General features: G+C 53.4%; 14 protein-coding genes. 6 read left to right on the top strand and 8 right to left on the bottom strand.

The features are described from left to right. Positions 1-17 precede the first annotated feature (17 nt). The 3 genes from CJ255_RS02110 to CJ255_RS02100 are packed head-to-tail and all read left to right on the top strand — an operon-like array spanning position 18 to position 3,836. Positions 18-2,522, top strand: a complete 2,505-nt coding sequence (locus CJ255_RS02110; protein WP_165774530.1) for a glycosyltransferase family 39 protein — start codon at positions 18-20, stop codon at positions 2,520-2,522. After that, complete coding sequence (locus CJ255_RS02105) at positions 2,509-3,336, top strand: shikimate dehydrogenase (RefSeq protein WP_165774529.1); 828 nt, start codon at positions 2,509-2,511, stop codon at positions 3,334-3,336. The genes CJ255_RS02110 and CJ255_RS02105 overlap by 14 nt, the downstream gene beginning before the upstream one ends. Positions 3,337-3,344: 8 nt before the next feature. Next, the gene (locus CJ255_RS02100; protein WP_165774528.1) at positions 3,345-3,836 is read left to right on the top strand and encodes a GNAT family N-acetyltransferase; all 492 of its coding nucleotides are present in this window, start codon (positions 3,345-3,347) and stop codon (positions 3,834-3,836) included. Positions 3,837-3,892: 56 nt separating this feature from the next. Here CJ255_RS02100 and CJ255_RS02095 read toward each other — a convergent pair whose 3' ends face one another. The 5 genes from CJ255_RS02095 to CJ255_RS02075 form a co-directional block, all read right to left on the bottom strand. Beyond that, entirely contained in the window at positions 3,893-5,014 is a 1,122-nt protein-coding gene (locus CJ255_RS02095; RefSeq protein ID WP_097642445.1) for a hypothetical protein, read from the bottom strand. A 2-nt stretch (positions 5,015-5,016) separates the two neighbouring features. After that, positions 5,017-6,588: an AAA family ATPase gene (locus tag CJ255_RS02090; RefSeq protein ID WP_097642444.1), complete on the bottom strand. Its 1,572-nt coding sequence runs from the start codon at positions 6,586-6,588 to the stop codon at positions 5,017-5,019. A gap of 171 nt (positions 6,589-6,759) precedes the next feature. Further along, a complete protein-coding gene (locus CJ255_RS02085) occupies positions 6,760-7,290 on the bottom strand; it encodes a shikimate kinase (protein WP_097642443.1) in 531 nt (176 codons plus the stop codon). 239 nt (positions 7,291-7,529) lie between these two features. Further along, positions 7,530-8,837 (bottom strand): 3-phosphoshikimate 1-carboxyvinyltransferase, encoded by a 1,308-nt coding sequence (gene aroA, locus CJ255_RS02080; RefSeq protein ID WP_097642442.1) that lies wholly within the window; start codon positions 8,835-8,837, stop codon positions 7,530-7,532. Between the two features lie 3 nt (positions 8,838-8,840). Next, complete coding sequence (locus tag CJ255_RS02075; protein ID WP_097642441.1) at positions 8,841-9,299, bottom strand: type II 3-dehydroquinate dehydratase; 459 nt, start codon at positions 9,297-9,299, stop codon at positions 8,841-8,843. A 245-nt stretch (positions 9,300-9,544) separates the two neighbouring features. Between CJ255_RS02075 and CJ255_RS02070 the strand changes: the two genes are divergently transcribed. Then, the gene (locus CJ255_RS02070; RefSeq protein ID WP_097642440.1) at positions 9,545-9,982 is read left to right on the top strand and encodes a helix-turn-helix domain-containing protein; all 438 of its coding nucleotides are present in this window, start codon (positions 9,545-9,547) and stop codon (positions 9,980-9,982) included. 140 nt (positions 9,983-10,122) lie between these two features. After that, a complete protein-coding gene (locus CJ255_RS02065; protein ID WP_097642439.1) occupies positions 10,123-14,265 on the top strand; it encodes an MSCRAMM family protein in 4,143 nt (1,380 codons plus the stop codon). A gap of 269 nt (positions 14,266-14,534) precedes the next feature. On the opposite strand, the gene CJ255_RS02060 is transcribed toward CJ255_RS02065, so the two are convergent. Beyond that, on the bottom strand, positions 14,535-15,335 hold the full coding sequence (locus CJ255_RS02060) for an ABC transporter substrate-binding protein (RefSeq protein WP_097642438.1): 801 nt from the start codon (positions 15,333-15,335) through the stop codon (positions 14,535-14,537). 352 nt (positions 15,336-15,687) lie between these two features. On the opposite strand from CJ255_RS02060, the gene CJ255_RS02055 reads away from it, so the two are divergent. Then, positions 15,688-16,722 (top strand): glycosyltransferase family 2 protein, encoded by a 1,035-nt coding sequence (locus CJ255_RS02055; RefSeq protein WP_097642437.1) that lies wholly within the window; start codon positions 15,688-15,690, stop codon positions 16,720-16,722. 126 nt (positions 16,723-16,848) lie between these two features. Here CJ255_RS02055 and CJ255_RS02050 read toward each other — a convergent pair whose 3' ends face one another. Beyond that, on the bottom strand, positions 16,849-17,124 hold the full coding sequence (locus tag CJ255_RS02050) for a hypothetical protein (RefSeq protein ID WP_097642436.1): 276 nt from the start codon (positions 17,122-17,124) through the stop codon (positions 16,849-16,851). Between the two features lie 224 nt (positions 17,125-17,348). Then, on the bottom strand, positions 17,349-18,026 hold the full coding sequence (locus CJ255_RS02045) for a metal-dependent transcriptional regulator (protein ID WP_097642435.1): 678 nt from the start codon (positions 18,024-18,026) through the stop codon (positions 17,349-17,351). Between the last annotated feature and the right edge of the window lie 87 nt (positions 18,027-18,113).

The raw sequence follows: 18,113 nt of genomic DNA, 5'->3' as shown, positions 1-18,113 counted from the left end.
TAGCTCTGGCTGTTGCTATGGTGATCCTGCTATGTACAAGCAGTATGCTCTGGTTCGCCTTGGCCAGTGCTCCAGCGCCACGGATCGATCTGGGCAGCCCGAACGATGATCGCTGGTTGGGGGGCTTTCATCCGGCTGAATTTGGCGAAGGCGCTCACTTTCGTTGGAGTGGCCCTGGTGCCCGTCTGGTCTTTCATGGCGCAACGCGGCACGCTACGCTCCTCGATCTCCGCTTGAGTGGCGAATATCTGGTGGCGCGTAATGAGCCATCAATCCGCCTGATGAGTGGTGGATCGAACCACGCAAGCTTTGAAGTAGCGCCTGGCTGGCGCATCTATCGGCTCTTGCTTGCCCCTGGCGCTGCCGCTACTCCTTGGGGTAACAGCCAGCCACTTGAGCTGGAAACGGCCCTGAGCCAACCAGGGGTGCAGGCTGATGTGCGTGACTATCGTGTCCTTGGGGTGGCTCTCGATTGGGCCAAACTGACACCGTTGCAACATCATGCTCTGGCTGCCCTGCCCCAGAGTGTAACCCTTGCTTGGCTACTGGCACTCAGCGGGGGCGCAACTGCTTGGTTGGCACAACATTGGCAGCGGGCCGCAATAGGCTCTGCGTCGCTGAGTATGCTACTCGGTGGGATCGGGTTGAGCATCTGGGCTTGGCTTGATCCGGCAGGACTGGTTTGGGCCTTGCCTCCAAGCCCCTGGTTGTTGGGCAGTGCGAGTCTGCTGCTCATCTGGCTCTGGCTGCAACGCATGCCAGTTCTACCTGAACACGCATTACCGCGTGGCGCAGCCCTCGGTTTGGTGGTAGTTGCAACTGGTGTTGCGCTCATGCATAGCCAAGTGGCAATCCTTGTAGGCTTAGGGCTGGCGTTGCTCGGCATGCTGCTGCTGGCTCGTCTGCCTACCCAAGCAGGTGCTGCCTGGCAAACATTGGATATGCCAATAAGCCAACGGCATGCCCTCTTGATGCTCAGTGTCATCTTTCTACTCGCCTTGGGTTTACGCCTCTTTCGACTGGATCAACTCCCCTTTGGCCTCTGGCGCGATGAGGCCCGTCATGGTCTGGTGGCACTACGCATGCTGGAAGACCCTGCCTATCGCCCGATCTACGTACTCGATCATCAGGTTCATTTGCCCGGTTTGGGGCTCTACCCATTTACATCGGTCATCCATCTGTTTGGCCCATCTGCCTGGAGTCTACGGATTGCCACCGCCTTTGCTGGTGCGCTGACCATCTTCCCAATCTATGCGGTAGCTACACGACTTACGGGCCAACGTGCGCTGGGTTTAGCAGCCGCCCTGTTCCTTGCAACCTCAAGTTGGCATATCAATGTGAGTCGCTTGGCTTTTCCAACCGTTTTTGAACCTCTCTTTACGTTGAGTGGCATTGCCTTGCTGCTCTTTGCGTTGGCAAACAGGCGTGCAGAGGCGCATCAACAGCCCTTCGTAGCGTTCCATCTATTGGCAGCTCTGAGCGCAGGTATTTGTCTTGGCTTTGCCCTTCAGACCTACCATACCGGCAGGGCTGCACCTCTAGTCGTAGCGTGGTTGGCCCTCTTGCTGCTGATCCACAATCCGAGACAATGGCAGGCTTGGCTTGTACGTATGCTCCTGTGTGGGCTAGGCTTCATCATCACCACCGCACCACTTGGATGGTATGCTATCGTTGAAGCTGAGGCATTTAATGATCGGGTTGGCCAGGTCTTTCTACTTGGAAACGAGAGTCTGCGTGGGCTTGCCCCCCTAGACGCACTTGACAATAATCTGGAGCGCCACCTGCTCATGTTCAATGCTTTAGGCGATGCCAATGGACGCCACCATGCGCCACTGCGGCCACTCTTTGATATTATTGCAGCAATGGGGCTGCTGTTGGGCTTGGTGGCTCTGGCACGAAATCTGCACGACTGGCGCACGGTGTTTTTGCTGTCAGCTTTAGCCATTGGCATACTACCGGGCCTGTTCGCGGTGGATGCGCCCCATGCGATGCGGACTTTTGGCAGCCTTGTGCCCGCCTATCTCATTGCGGTGTTTGGTTGGGCTTGGGCCCTGCACCTTGCGACCCCAAGACTGGCCCTGCGTCGTTTCGTATTCACTGTAGGCGTTGGGGCGCTGATTGTACTCAATGCGGGCCTCTACTTTGTACTCATGCCGCCCCAAGTGGGCGTCTACCTGGTCTTCTACCCAGTGCAGAGCCAGATGGGCGTCTATATGCGGAGCTTGGCCGACGAGGAGCGTTTGCCGCCGCAGATCTTTGTGGGTGATGGCTTGCCCCAAGACCCGGTCTTTGCCTTTCTCACTACGGGGATTCCTGTCGAGACCTTTGCTGGTTCGCAGCTCTCGACGCCTGCCGAGCCGGGAGCGATCTTCATTCTCTCGGGCTATTTCCTAGAAGATGATCTCGCCAACCTTGCGCCCATCCTTGGCCCCCAGCCTGAGCCGATCAAATTGGGCCCAACCTTTCCCGACGGCAGCCGTCGCACATTCTATGTCTATGAGGTTTCGCATGATGCACATTAATGGCCACACCAAACTCATCGGTTTTTTCGGCTCGACCTACCAGACGAGTAAAATGTACGCGCTCTACAATAGCGCGATCCAGGCGTTGGGCCTCAACTACCTCTATGTGCCTTTTGCCGTAGACGATCTGCAACAGGCGGTGGCCGGGGTGCGCCATTTGGGCATTGCCGCCATTGGCATTACCATTCCCTATAAAGTTGCGATTCTGCCCTACCTCGACGCCCTCGATCCAATGGCCCAACGGATTGGGGCGGTCAATCTGGTGATCAACCGCGACAACCGCTTGATTGGCTATAACACCGATGGTTCAGGGGCTGTCCAAGCCTTGCAGGAGCAGACATCATTGCAAGGCAAACCCGTCTGCCTGCTCGGTGCCGGTGGTGCCGCACGAGCGCTCGCCTTTGCGCTGAGTGATGCCGGTTGCCCACTAACAATTCTCAACCGCACCCCTAGTGCAGCCCAAGCCCTCGCCCAAGCGATTGGCCCCACGGTTGCATGGGGCGACTATAGCGCCCTGCCCGCCAGCCTCACCACCAGCACAATCATCATCAACACCACCCCCGTAGGCATGGTTGGCTCAGGCCGCGAAGCAGACAGCCTCGTACCCTCAGCGCTACTTGAGCCAAGCATGGTCGTGATGGAGCTTGTCACCAACCCACGCGAGACACCGCTGCTGCAAGCCGCAAGCCAACGGGGTTGCACCCTCGTCTACGGCCAGCGCATGCTCCTCTGGCAGGCTGTCCACAAATTTCAGCTCTACACCGGCGTCGAGCCGCCGGTCGCAGTGATGGAGCAGGTCATGGGGGGGGAATGAAATACCTGATGAAATTGCACCTACGCACATGCACACAAGCCGATCTGCCGCGCATTACCACGTGGCTGCATGCGGATCATGTACGCCGGGCCTGGGGTGATCCCGATGGCAATCTTGAACTCTTGCGCGCTGAAGCGCCCCATGGAAGTTGGCGAGCCATAATTGTGGCGGATGGCGTTGATGTAGGATTGATCCTCTGGCAGCACCCCACCCGCCACGAGCTAGATGTCGCTGGCCTGCATGACATTCCAGCCAGCGTGATTGACATTGACATTATGATCGGCGAACAGGCTGCTACCGGCAAAGGCATAGGTTCAGCGGCGATCAAGCTTGTCGCTGAAGCAGCACTGCACAACCCTGAGGTTCCCTTTGTAATGGCGTGTGCCCATGTAGAAAACCACGCTTCGCAGCGTGCTTTTGAGCAAGCAGGGTTCCGCAGGGATCGCATCTTTGACGATGTGCCACACGGACACTATGTGCTGATGGTGCGGCATCGTTGAAGTTGGGGGGGGAGGGGGATGGATTGTTGAATTTAGATGATACTTAGAGTATAATACTAAATCGTATTCATACGCGAACCCACACAACACCAACTCACAAACAATGAGCCTAATTCGTCCCAGTAAGCCTGGCAGTAATCCTCCATAAGTTCTTTGAGATCGGCATCTCTGATCTGTTCCAATGCTTTTAGTGTCACTTCCAGAGTCTTGTCTCCCATACCAGCAATAACGGTACACTCACAATGTTCACGCTTTTCACAAATTTTATTCGAGTAACATTCTATTTGTAATTCAAGAGAAGAGAAGATGTGAGACCAGAATTTATATTTAGAATCGTTTTGATTTTTGCAACGTAAATCAAATAATCGCATTCCTTTCTTGACATCAATATATTTAATAGCATCAATCAACCCCAATTCTCTCATCTTCTTCAAATTGTTGAACATATCCCTTCGGTTTACATCTTTATCAGCCAATCTGCGATACAACTCGATAGGCATAATGTTCTCCAGTTCTCTGACCGGCAAAACATGAATATGACAAAAAGGTAGTGTACTATCGCGTTTATCCAAGAGATACTTTGCGGTACTACCAAGGGAACCATTAGGTATCTGCCGGTCGCTATCCACAATGCATAGACAGAGGCGATCCTTCGCTTGCTGAATGTTGGCGAATTCATCGCCGGTTGTTTGACCCCCACCACCATGCGGATCATACGCAAGGCGCACATGCCCCAAGCTCTTACTGTAGAGGTAGTAACGAGCTATCTGTTCAAATACTTTTCCATCCAAGCTATTCTCTGTCAATAGCGTAATTTTTGAACTAAGTACGGGGTTATCAGCAAAATATTGAAAAGATACAGATATTATGTTGTTCCCATCACGAATAATACGCAACTCATCAACCCCAGCGACAACACGTACATGCCATGCCATACCATCAAGCAGACTCTTACTCTGTGGTCTACGCCTATACAAGTTAGCAAAGACATCGCGCGCAGGCGCAGAGATCTCTTGATACGACTTAAGAAAGGCTAAGGTATCATGATCGGCAAAGACAAGGTTTTTACCAGCACGTCGCGCTTGGGCAATATTCTCTAGCGCACTAACAGCATCGAGATGTATTGCTGGTGATGAACGAATCAGGTCAATCAGTGATGGATCGAGAACGATAAGCATGGCTACTCGGCGGGGTCAAAGAAACCGAAAGGCCAATTCGTTAAATAGCCCTCTTGGTCATAGGCACTCAAGCGCACCACTGAAGGCTTACTTGCCGTAGCCTTCTCAAAGAGAACCACGTTGACATCATCTGGGCTTAAGGCGTTGGCATGAATTTTGTTACCGATCCTATTGACAATGGTTTCGCTGTGGGTCTCTAGGATTAAGCGCAGATCAACCCCTCTCTGTTTTGCTGCACGGATAGATACAATAAACGCATCAACCAATTGAGCCTGTAGATAGGGGTGAAGGTGTAATTCAGGTTGTTCGATAGCAAACGTCAGTGGGGTATTGTAGCGACGGGCCTTGCTTCTTGCTTGACGACTCCTCTGATAGACAATGGCCCACAATTGCGTGAGAATCGGCAAAATTTGGGAGTAGCCAAACCCTTGATCGGCTAGATTGAACAGATCTGGCGCATCAACACTGCGTAATTGTAACGAGACGTGACCACTTGAAGGGCTAATCTCAGGAGAAAAGCCAAAGTTTTCCTTTGTCCAGGCTGAAAAATCTGCTAACTCAGTCTGCGTTAGGTTACGCAAGAACATTGCAAGGTTCTGTCCCTGAAAATCAACCTCATCAACGGCAAGGTCTTGTAGGCGATAGTAGCGCTCTGCGGTAGCACGAACTGGGGCGATATAACGATTGTTTGCGGCAAACTCGGTGATACACGCATCACAACTACGGAGGAGTTCAGGTATACTTGTGGCAATGATAAGATCGCGCAACTCAATAAAATCAGAACTATTTGTGTCCCAGTTTGAAATTAGATTCGTCCAAGTATTTGTCGCTTTGATGTCTTTCATTACAGAAAGCATATTATGAGAACTACCGATAATTAGATTGCTTAAGATTTCAAGAATCGTCTTTCCTTGTGTGTTTTTATGAACCAAAGAGCTGACATGATTGAATAGTATCTTAAGTAATTGATCTGTTGCAGTTATAAATTTTGAAGTAGCTTCTGGAGAATCCCACATGAGCACGGGGACAAAACCATCACGCTGAGAAATGCCATGGAGATGTGTAATAACATCCAAGAAATCCTTATTATTAACGGAAAGCTTGTTGACCTTCCCGTTCTTTTCAAAATTTATCTTGATAACATGCTCTTCTGCGAATTCAATTACACATTCTGATATCCAGTTAGACTCTTGTTTCGCGTTTCCAGTAATATTTAAGGAAAATCTAATGTCAAACCTTTGGTTTGTTAACCTATTTTGATCAAAAATTACGTCATTAAATAATATAGGGCGTTGTGGTAAAGGCACAAGCTGAAAATCAAAAGTAAAAATAATACTATTTCCAGAAGATCGCTTCGTAATAGCCTCCTGAAAACTGCCGAAATCAACAAAGCGCCCATACCAGAGGAGCGGGCCAGTGGTACGTGACTCGATACTCTGACGTAATAATGGAAAGAAGCGCAAAAACGTACTCTTACCTGAGCTATTTTGCCCAACTACGAGTGTTATTGGCTTTAAGTCAATATATCCTGTATCAGTCAGGCTGCGTAGATTTTGGATGCGGATCGATTTCATAAGCGATTGTGTATTTTCTTCGTGCGAGGCCAAAGTGGGATGTTACGCTAGGCTTGTGATGGAGGGGAAGGAGGCGAGGGGAGCTAGGAGTTTCACGTAGCGCTATTTGGAGTTATTTTAACAGATCATGCCGGGGAGCTTACCATGTATACCGTTCCAAAGGGCAAAAAGTTACGCTTTTGCGATCCACTCCGCCACGATCTCAGGCGCCTCATTGCTATAGGCGATGACGCGATCAGCCATGGCTAGGTAGATGGGCCGCCGTGTGGCCAATAGTTCATGCAGTGAGCGCTCGGGGTCGTCGGGGTAGGGAAAGAAGGCCGGGATGCCTCCGGCGATAATGCGCGGCAGCAGCACTGCTTCCGCTACATCAAGGTAGATGACCTGCCCCATGGTCGCCAGGATTGCCCGATTCTCTGCGTTGAGGACGGTGCCTCCGCCGGTGGCCAGCACGGCACGCTTCGTCTGTAGCTCGGTGGCAAGAGCCCGCAGCACTGTTTGCTCAAGGGCGCGAAAGTAGTCTGCGCCGTGCTGCGCTAGAATTTGGCGAAACGTATGCTGCGTGCCTGTCGCTTGCAGATAGTGCGCTTCTAAACGCTGGTCAACATCAATGAAGGCCACCCCCATGCGCTGGGCCAACACCTGGCCAATCGAAGTCTTGCCGCTCGATTTCATGCCGATGAGGATGAGGCTTGTGTGCATTTTGTGCCATAGGGTAGTGCCGACTTTAGTCGGCTAAGGTCGCAGGCAACCCTCGGATTCCGACTAAAGTCGGCACTACGACGGCAAAGCTGAAAGCGCGTTTCTAAAACCATCCCTTAGCGTGAAAAAGCCTTGCGCCGCGACGCTTGGCTTCGACAGGCTCAGCCAACGGCGCGGTGGAATCGTTTGCTATTTTCTATTTACTGCCTACTGCCTACTACCTACTGCCTACTACCGTATTACGCTTCAAAAAGCTCAAAATGGGCCCCTGCCGCCTTCATTTCGCGCACATATTGGCCAAAAGACTTCTCGATCATCTGGGCGTCGGAGATGATCAGTTCTTCGTCTATGGCCAAGCCCGCCACCGAGAGCGCCATGACCATGCGGTGATCATAGTAGCCGTCAACTGAGCCGCCGCGCAGTTTCCAACTGCCGTCTTGGTGGATGATCAGGCCGTCTTCCTTTTCGGTGACCTTGGCGCCCATCTTTTTCAATTCGGTACAGACGGCGGCGATGCGGTCGCACTCCTTCCAACGGGCGGTGAGCGTATTTTTGATCACCGTTTCGCCTTGGGCGAAGCAGGCCGCAATGGCAATGGTGGGCAACTGGTCGGGCAACTCGTTCATATCGAGTTCAATGCCGCGCAGTTGGCTTGTGCGCGCAGTGAGGCAGTCGGGTTCAATGGTTAGATCGGCGCCCATCTGTTGCAGCGCATAGATGACGCGCTTGTCGCCATAGGGATCACTCAGATCCATACCGCGCACCTTCACCTCAGAGTTGGGCGTGATCAGCGCGGCGAGCAGCGGGTAGGGCGGGGCCGACCATTCAAGCGCAATGGTCTCGTCAAAAGCTTGGGGCACACGGTTGCCTGGGAAGCGGTAGTGCTCGTAGCTGCCACCCACATTCTCGTAGGCCAACCCCACCTTGTCGAACCAGTAGAGCAGCAGATCAATATAGGCCGTCTCGCCCGGATGCTCGACATAAAGTTCAACGGGTTGCTCCGAGAGCGCAGCGGCAATCAGCACACTAAAGACCGGCTGGCAGCCGATGCCATGCATGCGCGCTTGGCCGCCATTGACTTTGCCTTTGATTACAAAGGGAGCCATGCCGTCGCCTTTGGTCGAGATCACCGTAACGCCCAGTTGCTCAAAGGGGGCAATCATGTTTTTCGAGATATGGCGCAAGGTGCGGATCGACTCATCGCCGGTCAAGATCGTCCAGCCAGGACATGCCCCCGCAATGCCCGCAACAAAGGCGAGCATCGTGCCCGAATTGTTCACATTAATAATATCTGCGGGGGTTTGCAGTTGGCCCGCCACCCCAGTGACCTGAAAGATCTCAGGCTCAGGTTGCCTAATCTGGGCACCGTACAGGCTCATCGCCTTCATCGCCTCGTTCCAATCGCTACTCAGCTTAGGCTTGCGAATAGTCGAGGTTCCCTCCGCAACCGAAGCGAGAATCAACGCACGAAACGAATGGGTCTTTGAGGCGGGAACGGTAACTTCACCGTTGATCGCATGGCTGCCCTTGACGCGGAGGTACTGCATGACCTATGCCCTCTGTTGCAGAATATAAGCTACGAGTTGCTGCAAACCTTCGTAGTAACTTTGCTCTTTCAGGCCACACACTTGGCCCACACGCACATCATCAAGCACATTGATCTGCTTATTCACACCAGTTTTCGCAATATCCGACATATGCACTTCCATAACTGGCTTACCAAGATCCACCAGGGCTTGACGGAAGCTATAGGCATAGCGGATCAGAGCGCCGGGATTGAGCAGAACCCCATCAGCGGCGCGTGAAGTTTCGAGCTGGAAGTAATCAATCAGGGCACCTTCATGGTTGGACTGGAAAAAAGCAACCTCCACGCCCAACTGTGCCGCATGCAGCCTAATCTGCTCATTGATCTCACCAAGGGTGAGTGAACCATACTTATCGCGGTCGCGCTGGCCCAGCAGGTTGAGGTTGGGGCCATGCACCACGAGGATGTTGAGGCGCTGTTCCATAGCGCAGGCTATTCTAGTCTAGGGCGGGGGCTTTGTCAATGAAATGGTTAACACCGTAACGTAGCAACACATTACCTACAGACAATACCGGTAAATGATCGCTATCGTGTATACCTGCATTCCATACTACCCGAGCAAAATGAACGCAATTTAGGGTCTTGTGTTACTAACATGGTAGAAGGGTTGTTTGCCGCGAGAGGATTGATGTTACTACATAGTGTGTAGACACAGCATCGGACAAGCGTATGATACACAAGCACACTAGGCTAACACCACGCGAGCATGCCGTTATGAGATTGATCATTGAAGGGGCCACCGACAATCAAATTGCCCAACACCTAGCCCTCACGCCACCAGTGGTAGGACAGATCATACGTCGTGTCAGACTCAAACTGGGCACGCCTAACCGCACCGCAACGGCGGTACAGTATGATCGTTATTATATGCCTAGCCAAGCATATCTCCCACCTAGTGAGCCAATCCATGACCAAGAGATACGCATTATGCACTTGGTGATCGTTGGCTGTAGCGATCATAGCATTGCACAACAGTTGAACATAGCCCCCAGAACCGTACGCTACCACCTGTGCAGTATCCGCCACAAGCTGAAGGCGGAGAATCGCACTGTGGCGGCGGTGTCCTTCGATCGGCATATACGCGGCATTGGTACTATAGGGGTATAGGACTTTTGTCTTATATGAAAATGACAACTAGTAATAGTGCTTATCATACATTATAATGAACGGGGAAGTTTTGCCCTTTTGAGTGCTTTGGACGTAATTGTATGCATGGTAGTTTATCTTGCATCGTGTAAGGGGTAACCATGAGTCGTTTAGCCGTTCTGCGTAGTTTGGCGATCTTCGTGGCCTTGTTCGTAACGGTAACCTTTTCGTTGCATACGCGTCCTGCACAGTCGTATGATCCCGGATTGCACAAGGTTAGTGGTGAAGTACTTGATGAACATGGCGATGGAATCGCGGATGTAACCATCGTAGCTACACGGATCCGGGCTTATCCAGGGGCTATGGTACCCCAAACGACAACGGCACTCACCGATGAAGAAGGCAAGTATGTTTTCATAAATCTCCCTGCTGGAGATTACACCATTGCGCCTAGCCATGATGAACATGGTTTTAATCCTAGTGTGCGTACTATACCTCTTAATCGTGACTTTGTTGATCAAGATTTCACTGCAATACCACCACCATATAAGGTTGAAGGGCGTATTACTGACAGTGATGGTGCTGGTATTGCTGATATAACGGTGGTCGCATCACAGCTTATTGCTTATCCTGGCCCAGATGGGCCTCTCGTGATCACGACAACTACGAAACCTGATGGCACCTACGTTGTTGATGATCTCGTTTTAGGAAGCTATACGCTCACGCCTACTCACCCTGACTACGATCTCACCCCAATCCAACGTACCATTAGGGTGAATGGCAACCTCATTGACCAAGATTTCACGGCCACACAGCCACCGTATCAGGCAGGTGGACGTATGACAGACCATACTGGTCGGGGGCTTGCTGGTATGGAGGTCGTTCTCTCGCAGTTAAGTCCCTACCCTGAGCCTGGTGCTTCACTGCTCATGACCGTTACGACCGATCTTGATGGTACATATAGCTTTGATGAGTTGCCAAGGGGTAACTATCTGATTACACCCGTTCATCGTGACTACCGCTTTAGCCCTCTGAACTGGAAAATCAATCTGCGTGGCGATCTCGATAACCGAAATTTTGTTGCGTACCTTATCCACCATAGAGTGAGTGGTCAGGTTACTGATAGTCTTGGTGACGGTGTTGCTCAGCTAGAAGTCGTTGCTGTAGAACGGCCCGCGTACCCTGGGCCTGATGATCCAGTTACGATCACAACGTTCACTGACCATCATGGACACTACACCTTCACTGATGTGCTTGTAGGAAACTACACCATTACCCCCGACCATGAACATTACACCTTCAGCCCAGAGAGTCGTGAGATAAGTATCAATATTGGTCAACACCTCAGTGGTCAGGATTTCACGGCAACCTTGATCCCCTATCAGGTGAGTGGAAATGTCGCTGACAATGATGGTTATGGTATTGCCAATGTTACGCTCATTGCCTCACAAGTGTTCACCTATCCTGTGTCTAGCGATCCATTCACGCTGACAACTCTCACCGACGATGATGGCAACTATACGCTGAGTGATCTAACTGTGGGGACGTATACCCTTACTCCAGCGCATGATAGCTATGCTTTCACACCCATCAGCCGAACGATTAGCGTGACGGAAGATCTGCATGATCAAGACTTTGCTGCAACCCTCTTGACCTTCCAGGTCAGTGGGCGCGTTGCCGAAGCCAATGGGACGGGTGTCGCTGGGGTTACTATCTCTGATGGTACCCGTAGCACCACAACTGATGCCCAAGGTGCCTATGCCCTTGCCGATGTGCCCGTCGGTCACCATACGCTCACTGCTACCCATACGCTCTACAGCTTTAGCCCTGCAACATTGGCGATCAGTGTCACCGATGACCTCGAAGACCAAGATTTCACCGCAAGGCTGTTGCAGTACACGGTCAGTGGGCGGGTTGCCGAGGCCAATGGGACGGGTGTCGCTGGGGTTACCATCTCTGATGGTACCCGGAGCACCACAACTGATGCCGAAGGTGCCTATGCTCTTGCTGATGTGCCAACTGGCCACTATACGCTCACCGCTACCCACACGCTCTATAGCTTTAACCCTGCAACACTGGCGATCAGTGTTACTGATGACCTCGCAGACCAAGATTTCATCGCAACCCTGTTGACCTACGATGTCAGTGGGCGGGTTGCCGAGGCCAATGGGGCTGGGGTTGCTGGGGTTACTATCTCTGATGGTACCCGTAGCACCACCACCGACGCCCAAGGAACGTATACGCTCAGTGATCTGCCTATTGGTAGCTATACGCTTGTGGTGAGTCACACAGACTATAGCTTTGCTCCAACAAGTCGGACGATTAGTGTAACAACCAACCTGAGTGGGCAAGATTTCACTGCAACGCTATTGACCTACAGTGTCAGCGGACGGATCACCGATCCTGATGGGGTTGGTGTTGCCGATGTGATGCTCTCTGATGGTATTCGTAATGTCTTTACGGATATACAAGGTAACTATACGCTAGCTGATGTACCTGTTGGTAGCTATACGCTCACGCCTGAGCGCAGTGGTTATACCTTTACACCCAACCAGCGTCAACTGACAGTGCGTGAGGATCTGATCGAACAAGACTTTATTGCTGTCCTGAGCGATCCTGGTGATGGTGCCTTCCTGCGTTCGATAACGCCCAATGAAGCTACTAACACCCAAGCTACCCAGGTTACTATTCGTGGTAATGGTTTTAGTGCAAATACTGCACCCTCAGCACAACTGAGTAGCCAAGCTGGATTGATTGATCTTACAAACATCACGCCTGAAAACCGCACCAGTTTCAAGGCTACGGTGCCCGCTGGTCTCGCTCCGGGTCGCTATGATCTGCTGGTCACGAGTAATGGACGGACAGGTCTGCTCGCTAATGCGTTTATTGTGCTCGGCACAACTCCTGAGATCGAGCAGGTTATGCCTACGAGTGCGTTCAATGACCAGCCTGCTGAGGTACTCATCGAAGGACTCAATTTTGCTGAGGATGTACGTGTACAATTGGGCACGCTGCCGCTCACTACGACCCGGGTGAACGGGACGCTCCTGTTCGTTGAGGTACCGGCTGGTTTGGAGCCTGCCACCTACGATCTGGTTGTACGCAATCCCGACGGATCCCAAGCCCGCTTGCGAAATGCCTTCAGTGTGCTTGATCCTACCGATGAACTCAACGATGATCTCTTTAGTAGCCGCGATCAACTCTGGCTGAATCCCCTTACGCCGAGGATCAATACATCCGTAGAATTGGGTTTGTTGGTGCAGCGCCAAGGTGGTAAGCAAGTACTTGAGAATGTGCCTGTCGCTTTCCATCGTGACTCGCCTACTGGCCCGCTGCTCGGAACTGCTATGGTTCCCTTCCTCGATCCGCGTTCTACGGAGAGTACCCTACCCCTTGAGGTGCGCTTTGCCAATCCAGGGTTGGTGACGATTTATGCGATCATTGATCCTGAGCACACGATTCCTGAGATCGATACCAACAACAACGTGGTACAGCGCACCTTCTTGGTTGCGCCAGCCGGCCTTGATCGCATACCACCTGTTGTAGAGCGCATTCGTGTCAATGACGGAACCAGTTCTACTGTAGTCAATCGTGATCTCACACTTGGAATTCATGCCAGTGATCCCCAACCTGGTAGCGGCGTCTCTCATCTGCATGTGATCGAATACCTCTACAATGAGAGTGCCAAACGCTGGGTGCCGGTCATCCAGTCAGGTTGGATGGCTTTTAGCCAGAACCCAGAGCGTTACCATTGGTCGCTGCTGCCCAAACCAGGCATGCGCTACCTACAGGTGCGAGCGCGTGATGGTGCAGGAAATATCTCAATTGGCAATGCGCGTCAGTTGATCAACTATGAAGCTCCCCGCGACCGCATTGCGCGTGGTCAGACCCGCATCTATCGCTACCATGTGGAGGAGGGCCAAGCTTTCCAGGTTAATCTGGAGGTGCTGAGTGGCGATGCTGATCTCTATGTCTGGTCGTCGCGTGCCGATCAATCGGCTTGGGTGAGCAATCTTTCCGGTAGCGCCGACGAACAGGTCATTATCTCGGCCAATGAGGTTGTTCCCGGAATTTACCAAGTTGAGGTCTATGGCTACAGCGCCGCTGAGTATCGGTTGAGTACCTCGTTCGATCTTGCCACGGCGAACTTGGCTAGTGGTGGCTTGGACGAGTCCAAAGATGCGCCGAGTAAGCCTGTCCTCCCTGTCGCCAGTATCCCCGATGAGCGGGCCGGTACTACGCCACTCTTTGAGCTGGATCTCACGAGTATCTATACGGTCTATCTGCCATTGACGGTGCGTTAACGCTGCCACAGAGGTAGAGGTTTCTACCACAGAGACACCGAGAACCAGAGAGGTTTGGGGCGAGTCTTACCATATTGCCCATCGTCAAATCCTCTATGCCCTTGGTGTTTCTGTGGTGGAATGTGTTGTTAGCGCGAAAAATTCCTGAGCTCGTGAGGGGCATCGCATTGGTTGAGCTTGTCGCAGCCACCGCGACGTTGGTTGAGCTTGTCGCAGCCAACGTCGCGGCCCAGAACTTCTTCGCGCTAACAACATGTTTTGCCTCCACCTCACCGCAACCAGCGCTGATTCAACTCCTCCAAGAAGCCCTCATGCCGCAACTGCGTCAGCGCCCGGTTCACTTCGGCTTCAAGCTGAAAGGCGGCGCGCGGCAGCCCTAAGGCAAATGGCTCACTGGTGAGCGCACGGTCAATGCGCAGGCCAGGGGTGTGTTGCACCGCACTCAAGGCGCTTACGTTGTCGGTGATCACGGCATCCAATTGCTCCCGGCGTAAGGCTTCTAGGGCCTCGTCGGGGGTGTTGTAGTCGGCAATGAGCTGGAAATGGCCCCCGTCGCCAAGCATGCGTCGGGCGAGCGTGTCGCCTTCGCTGCCCAGGGCTACTCCAACGACGCGACCCGCAAGATCAGTTGGGTTGTGGTTGGGGGCCGCACTTGGTACGACGAGCACCTGGCCCGCATCGAAGTAGAAGTGCGAGAAGCGGGCCCGATAGCCCTGTTCGGGGGCATAGGGCAAAGCCGAGGCGATCATGTCAGCCCGGCCACTCGTCAGGCTATCATAGAGCGCATCGAAGCCGGTGGGCACAAACTCAACCCGCAGCCCCAGCCGTTCGGCAATGGCCCGTGCGAGATCAATGTCATAGCCAACCAACTCTGAGCCGTGCTGATCCGCAAAGGGGCGAAAGCCGACATCTACGGCGATGCGCAGGGTGCCCTGGGCGCGCACACTGGCCCACACCGGATCGAGCGCCGCGCCGCCACTGCCGCTACTGCTGGCCCAAGCCAGCCAAGCGTAGAGGACAAGCAGCACGACTGCGCCAATATCGAGGATGCGGGTGATGGGGTGGGGCAAGGGAGTTTTTGAAGAGATATGGTATCCGTCAGGTGATACAATACCACAGTTGATGTGCAAGGATCAACAAGTCCTAACCACAAACCCTCTTTGTTCGTTCGTGTTGGCGGCACAGCCGCCAACACGAACGAACAAGGATTTGTTAGCGCGAAAAAGTTCTGGGCCGCGCCGCTTGGCTTCGACAGGCTGGTTTCGGCAGGCTCAACCACCGAGCCAGCGGCGCGGTGGCTGAGCCTGTCGAAGCCACCGCGAGGTCGCCTGCCAACCCAAGGCTTTTTCGCGCTAACAAGGATTTTCGGGGGCGGCGCAGCCGTCCCAAACCCTCACCAGAAGGCATGCTGCACGGCTTATCATGCTCACCATCATCATTGTTACTTGGAATGTGCGTGACCTGTTGCGCCGCTGTTTGCAGTGTGTGCAGGCAGGGCTGGATGCTGCCCCCTTTACCTATGAGCTTGTGGTGGTTGATAATGGCAGCCACGATGGCACGGTAGCCATGGTTCGCTCGGAGTTCCCGCAGGTACACTTGCTCACGCCGGGGGCGAATCTGGGCTTTGCGGCGGGCAATAATCTGGCCCTGCGCCAACTGCTTGCCCGGCCTGCCGCAACGCAGCCCCGCTATGTCCTGCTGCTCAATCCCGATACTGAGCCACAGGGTGATGCGTTGGTGCAGCTTGTAGCTGCCCTTGAGCAACATCCGACCTGGGTTGCCGTTGGGCCCCAACTGATCTATGGTGATGGACAGCACCAGCCGTCGCGCCGTCGTTGGCCTACGGCGGCTACATTCTTTTGGGAGAGTACCTCGCTTGAACGCTGCTGGCCGCGTAATCCTTGGGCTAGGCGCTACCGCTGTGCGGATCTGCCTGCCGACCAGGTGCAGTTGGTAGATTGGCTGGTTGGTGCGGCGCTCTTGGTGCGCGTCGCGGCACTGCCGCAGGCCGGGCTGTTGGACGAGCGTTTCTTCATGTATAGCGAAGAGTTGGAATGGCAGGCACGCCTGCAAGCCGCGTGGGGGCATGGTCAGGGGGCCATCGCCTATCTGCCCACTGCGCTGGTACTGCACTATGAAGGACGCAGCAGCGAACAGGCAAGTGCCGCCCGTCTGATCAACTTTCACCGCAGCAAGCTGCTGCTTGCCCGCATGTGGCACGGCTGGCACTTTGAGCGCCTGCTACGCGCCTATTTTTGGGCGGGCTTTGGGTACGAACTGGCAAGCGAATGGTTCAAACTGAAACTGGGGCACCGCCCGCAGTTGCGCCAACAACGTATCGCAGCGTATCGTCAGGTGCTTCAGGCGTTGCGCGAGCAGAGAGAGTTTTGCAGAGACGCAGAGGTTTTCACCACAGAGACACAGAGAACACAGAGTAGTGAAGCGCATGATACGTAGCGTAGTTGGCACGCCTGAGATAGTTGGTAGCAACGTTACCGTTTGGCGTCCCTCGGAGTGCCGACGTTAGTCGGCACTCCGAGGGACGCCGTGTTCGGCTATCGGCTATCGAAATATTGGATCCGCCTACGGGCGTGTCCGCGGCCCGACGGCGCCCAACAACACGAGCGCACCCAATGCCAACGTGGTGATGCCCACATAGAGCGCTGCGGTACTCATCGTCAGCACCCCCTGCAGCGCCAAGGTTCCAATCCCTGGCATCATCCAAAAGACCCACATACAGACCGCCATTGCCCTTTTATCGTTTACGGTTAGGCGTTCGCTGTTTTGGATCATCAGCACACTGGCGGCCCAACCAATTAGTCCGATCAAGAATCCTTGGAGTTCAAACAAGATTTCCATGACTTCCCCCTTTGAGTTGCTTCGTTGCAGCCCATCTTCCGCTTCATCGTAGCAGATGATCTGGATAAATTCAACAGGGTAAGGCCGGATTTTCTTGTGCATTTTGTCCAAATTTGACAACTAAACAGTTTGGAGGCATGTGGCGCATCCTGATGCCGCAAACCTATCTTCTATTTTCTCGTTTCTGTATCCTTGCCTAAAGGGCTACGTCAAAGCCATTGGGACTACTCCACCCGTTCCACCTCAATCGTTCGCGCCATACGGCGATCGAGGGCGTGGGTGGCGCTACCCAAGCGCAGCGAAAGTGGGCCATCAAAAGGGGCACTGGCAATAATGTCGATTAGAGCGCCAGGAATGAGGCCTAGGTCGGCAAGGTAGCGTAAGCGCTCGGCGCTCTGGTCACGCACACGCACAATCCGTGCATGCTCGCCGATAGCGAGATCAGCGAGGCGCAGATCAATCCGTTCAGGTAGCGTACCCTCCAGCGTAGGAATCGGATCCCCGTGGGGGTCAAAGGTGGGATGACCGAGGTGCGCCGCAATGCGTGCCTCCAACTTTTCGCTGATGTGATGTTCCAGTTTCTCAGCCTCTTCGTGAACCTCATCCCAACTGTAGCCCAAGGCCTCAACGAGGTAGAGTTCAAGCAAGCGATGGTGCCGAATAACCTCCAGTGCAACCCGCTCACCAGCAGGGGTTAAGCATACCCCTTGGTAGGGCGTATGCTCTACCAGGTTCATCTCGGCCAGCTTCTTGATCATGCCAGTAACCGAACCAGGCTTTGAGCCTCGTTGCTCGCCGAGCAGCGACGTGGTGACGACCCCATGCTGCTGGAGCATATAGATCGCCTTGAGATAGTCCTCAACGGCGGGAGTAATACGGCTCTGTTCATCGGAGGTATTCATACCGCATGCTCCTTGGTAAGCCCTCTAGGGTAACTGTAGCACACGGCATAGGGATGGTGCAAATGGTTGCATGTGCAGCAGTATAAG

The organism is Candidatus Viridilinea mediisalina, assembly GCF_002532535.1.
GTDB lineage: Bacteria > Chloroflexota > Chloroflexia > Chloroflexales > Chloroflexaceae > Viridilinea > Viridilinea mediisalina.
The sequence above is the reverse complement of the archived record's forward strand: the minus strand, read 5'-3'. Positions and strand labels throughout refer to the sequence as shown.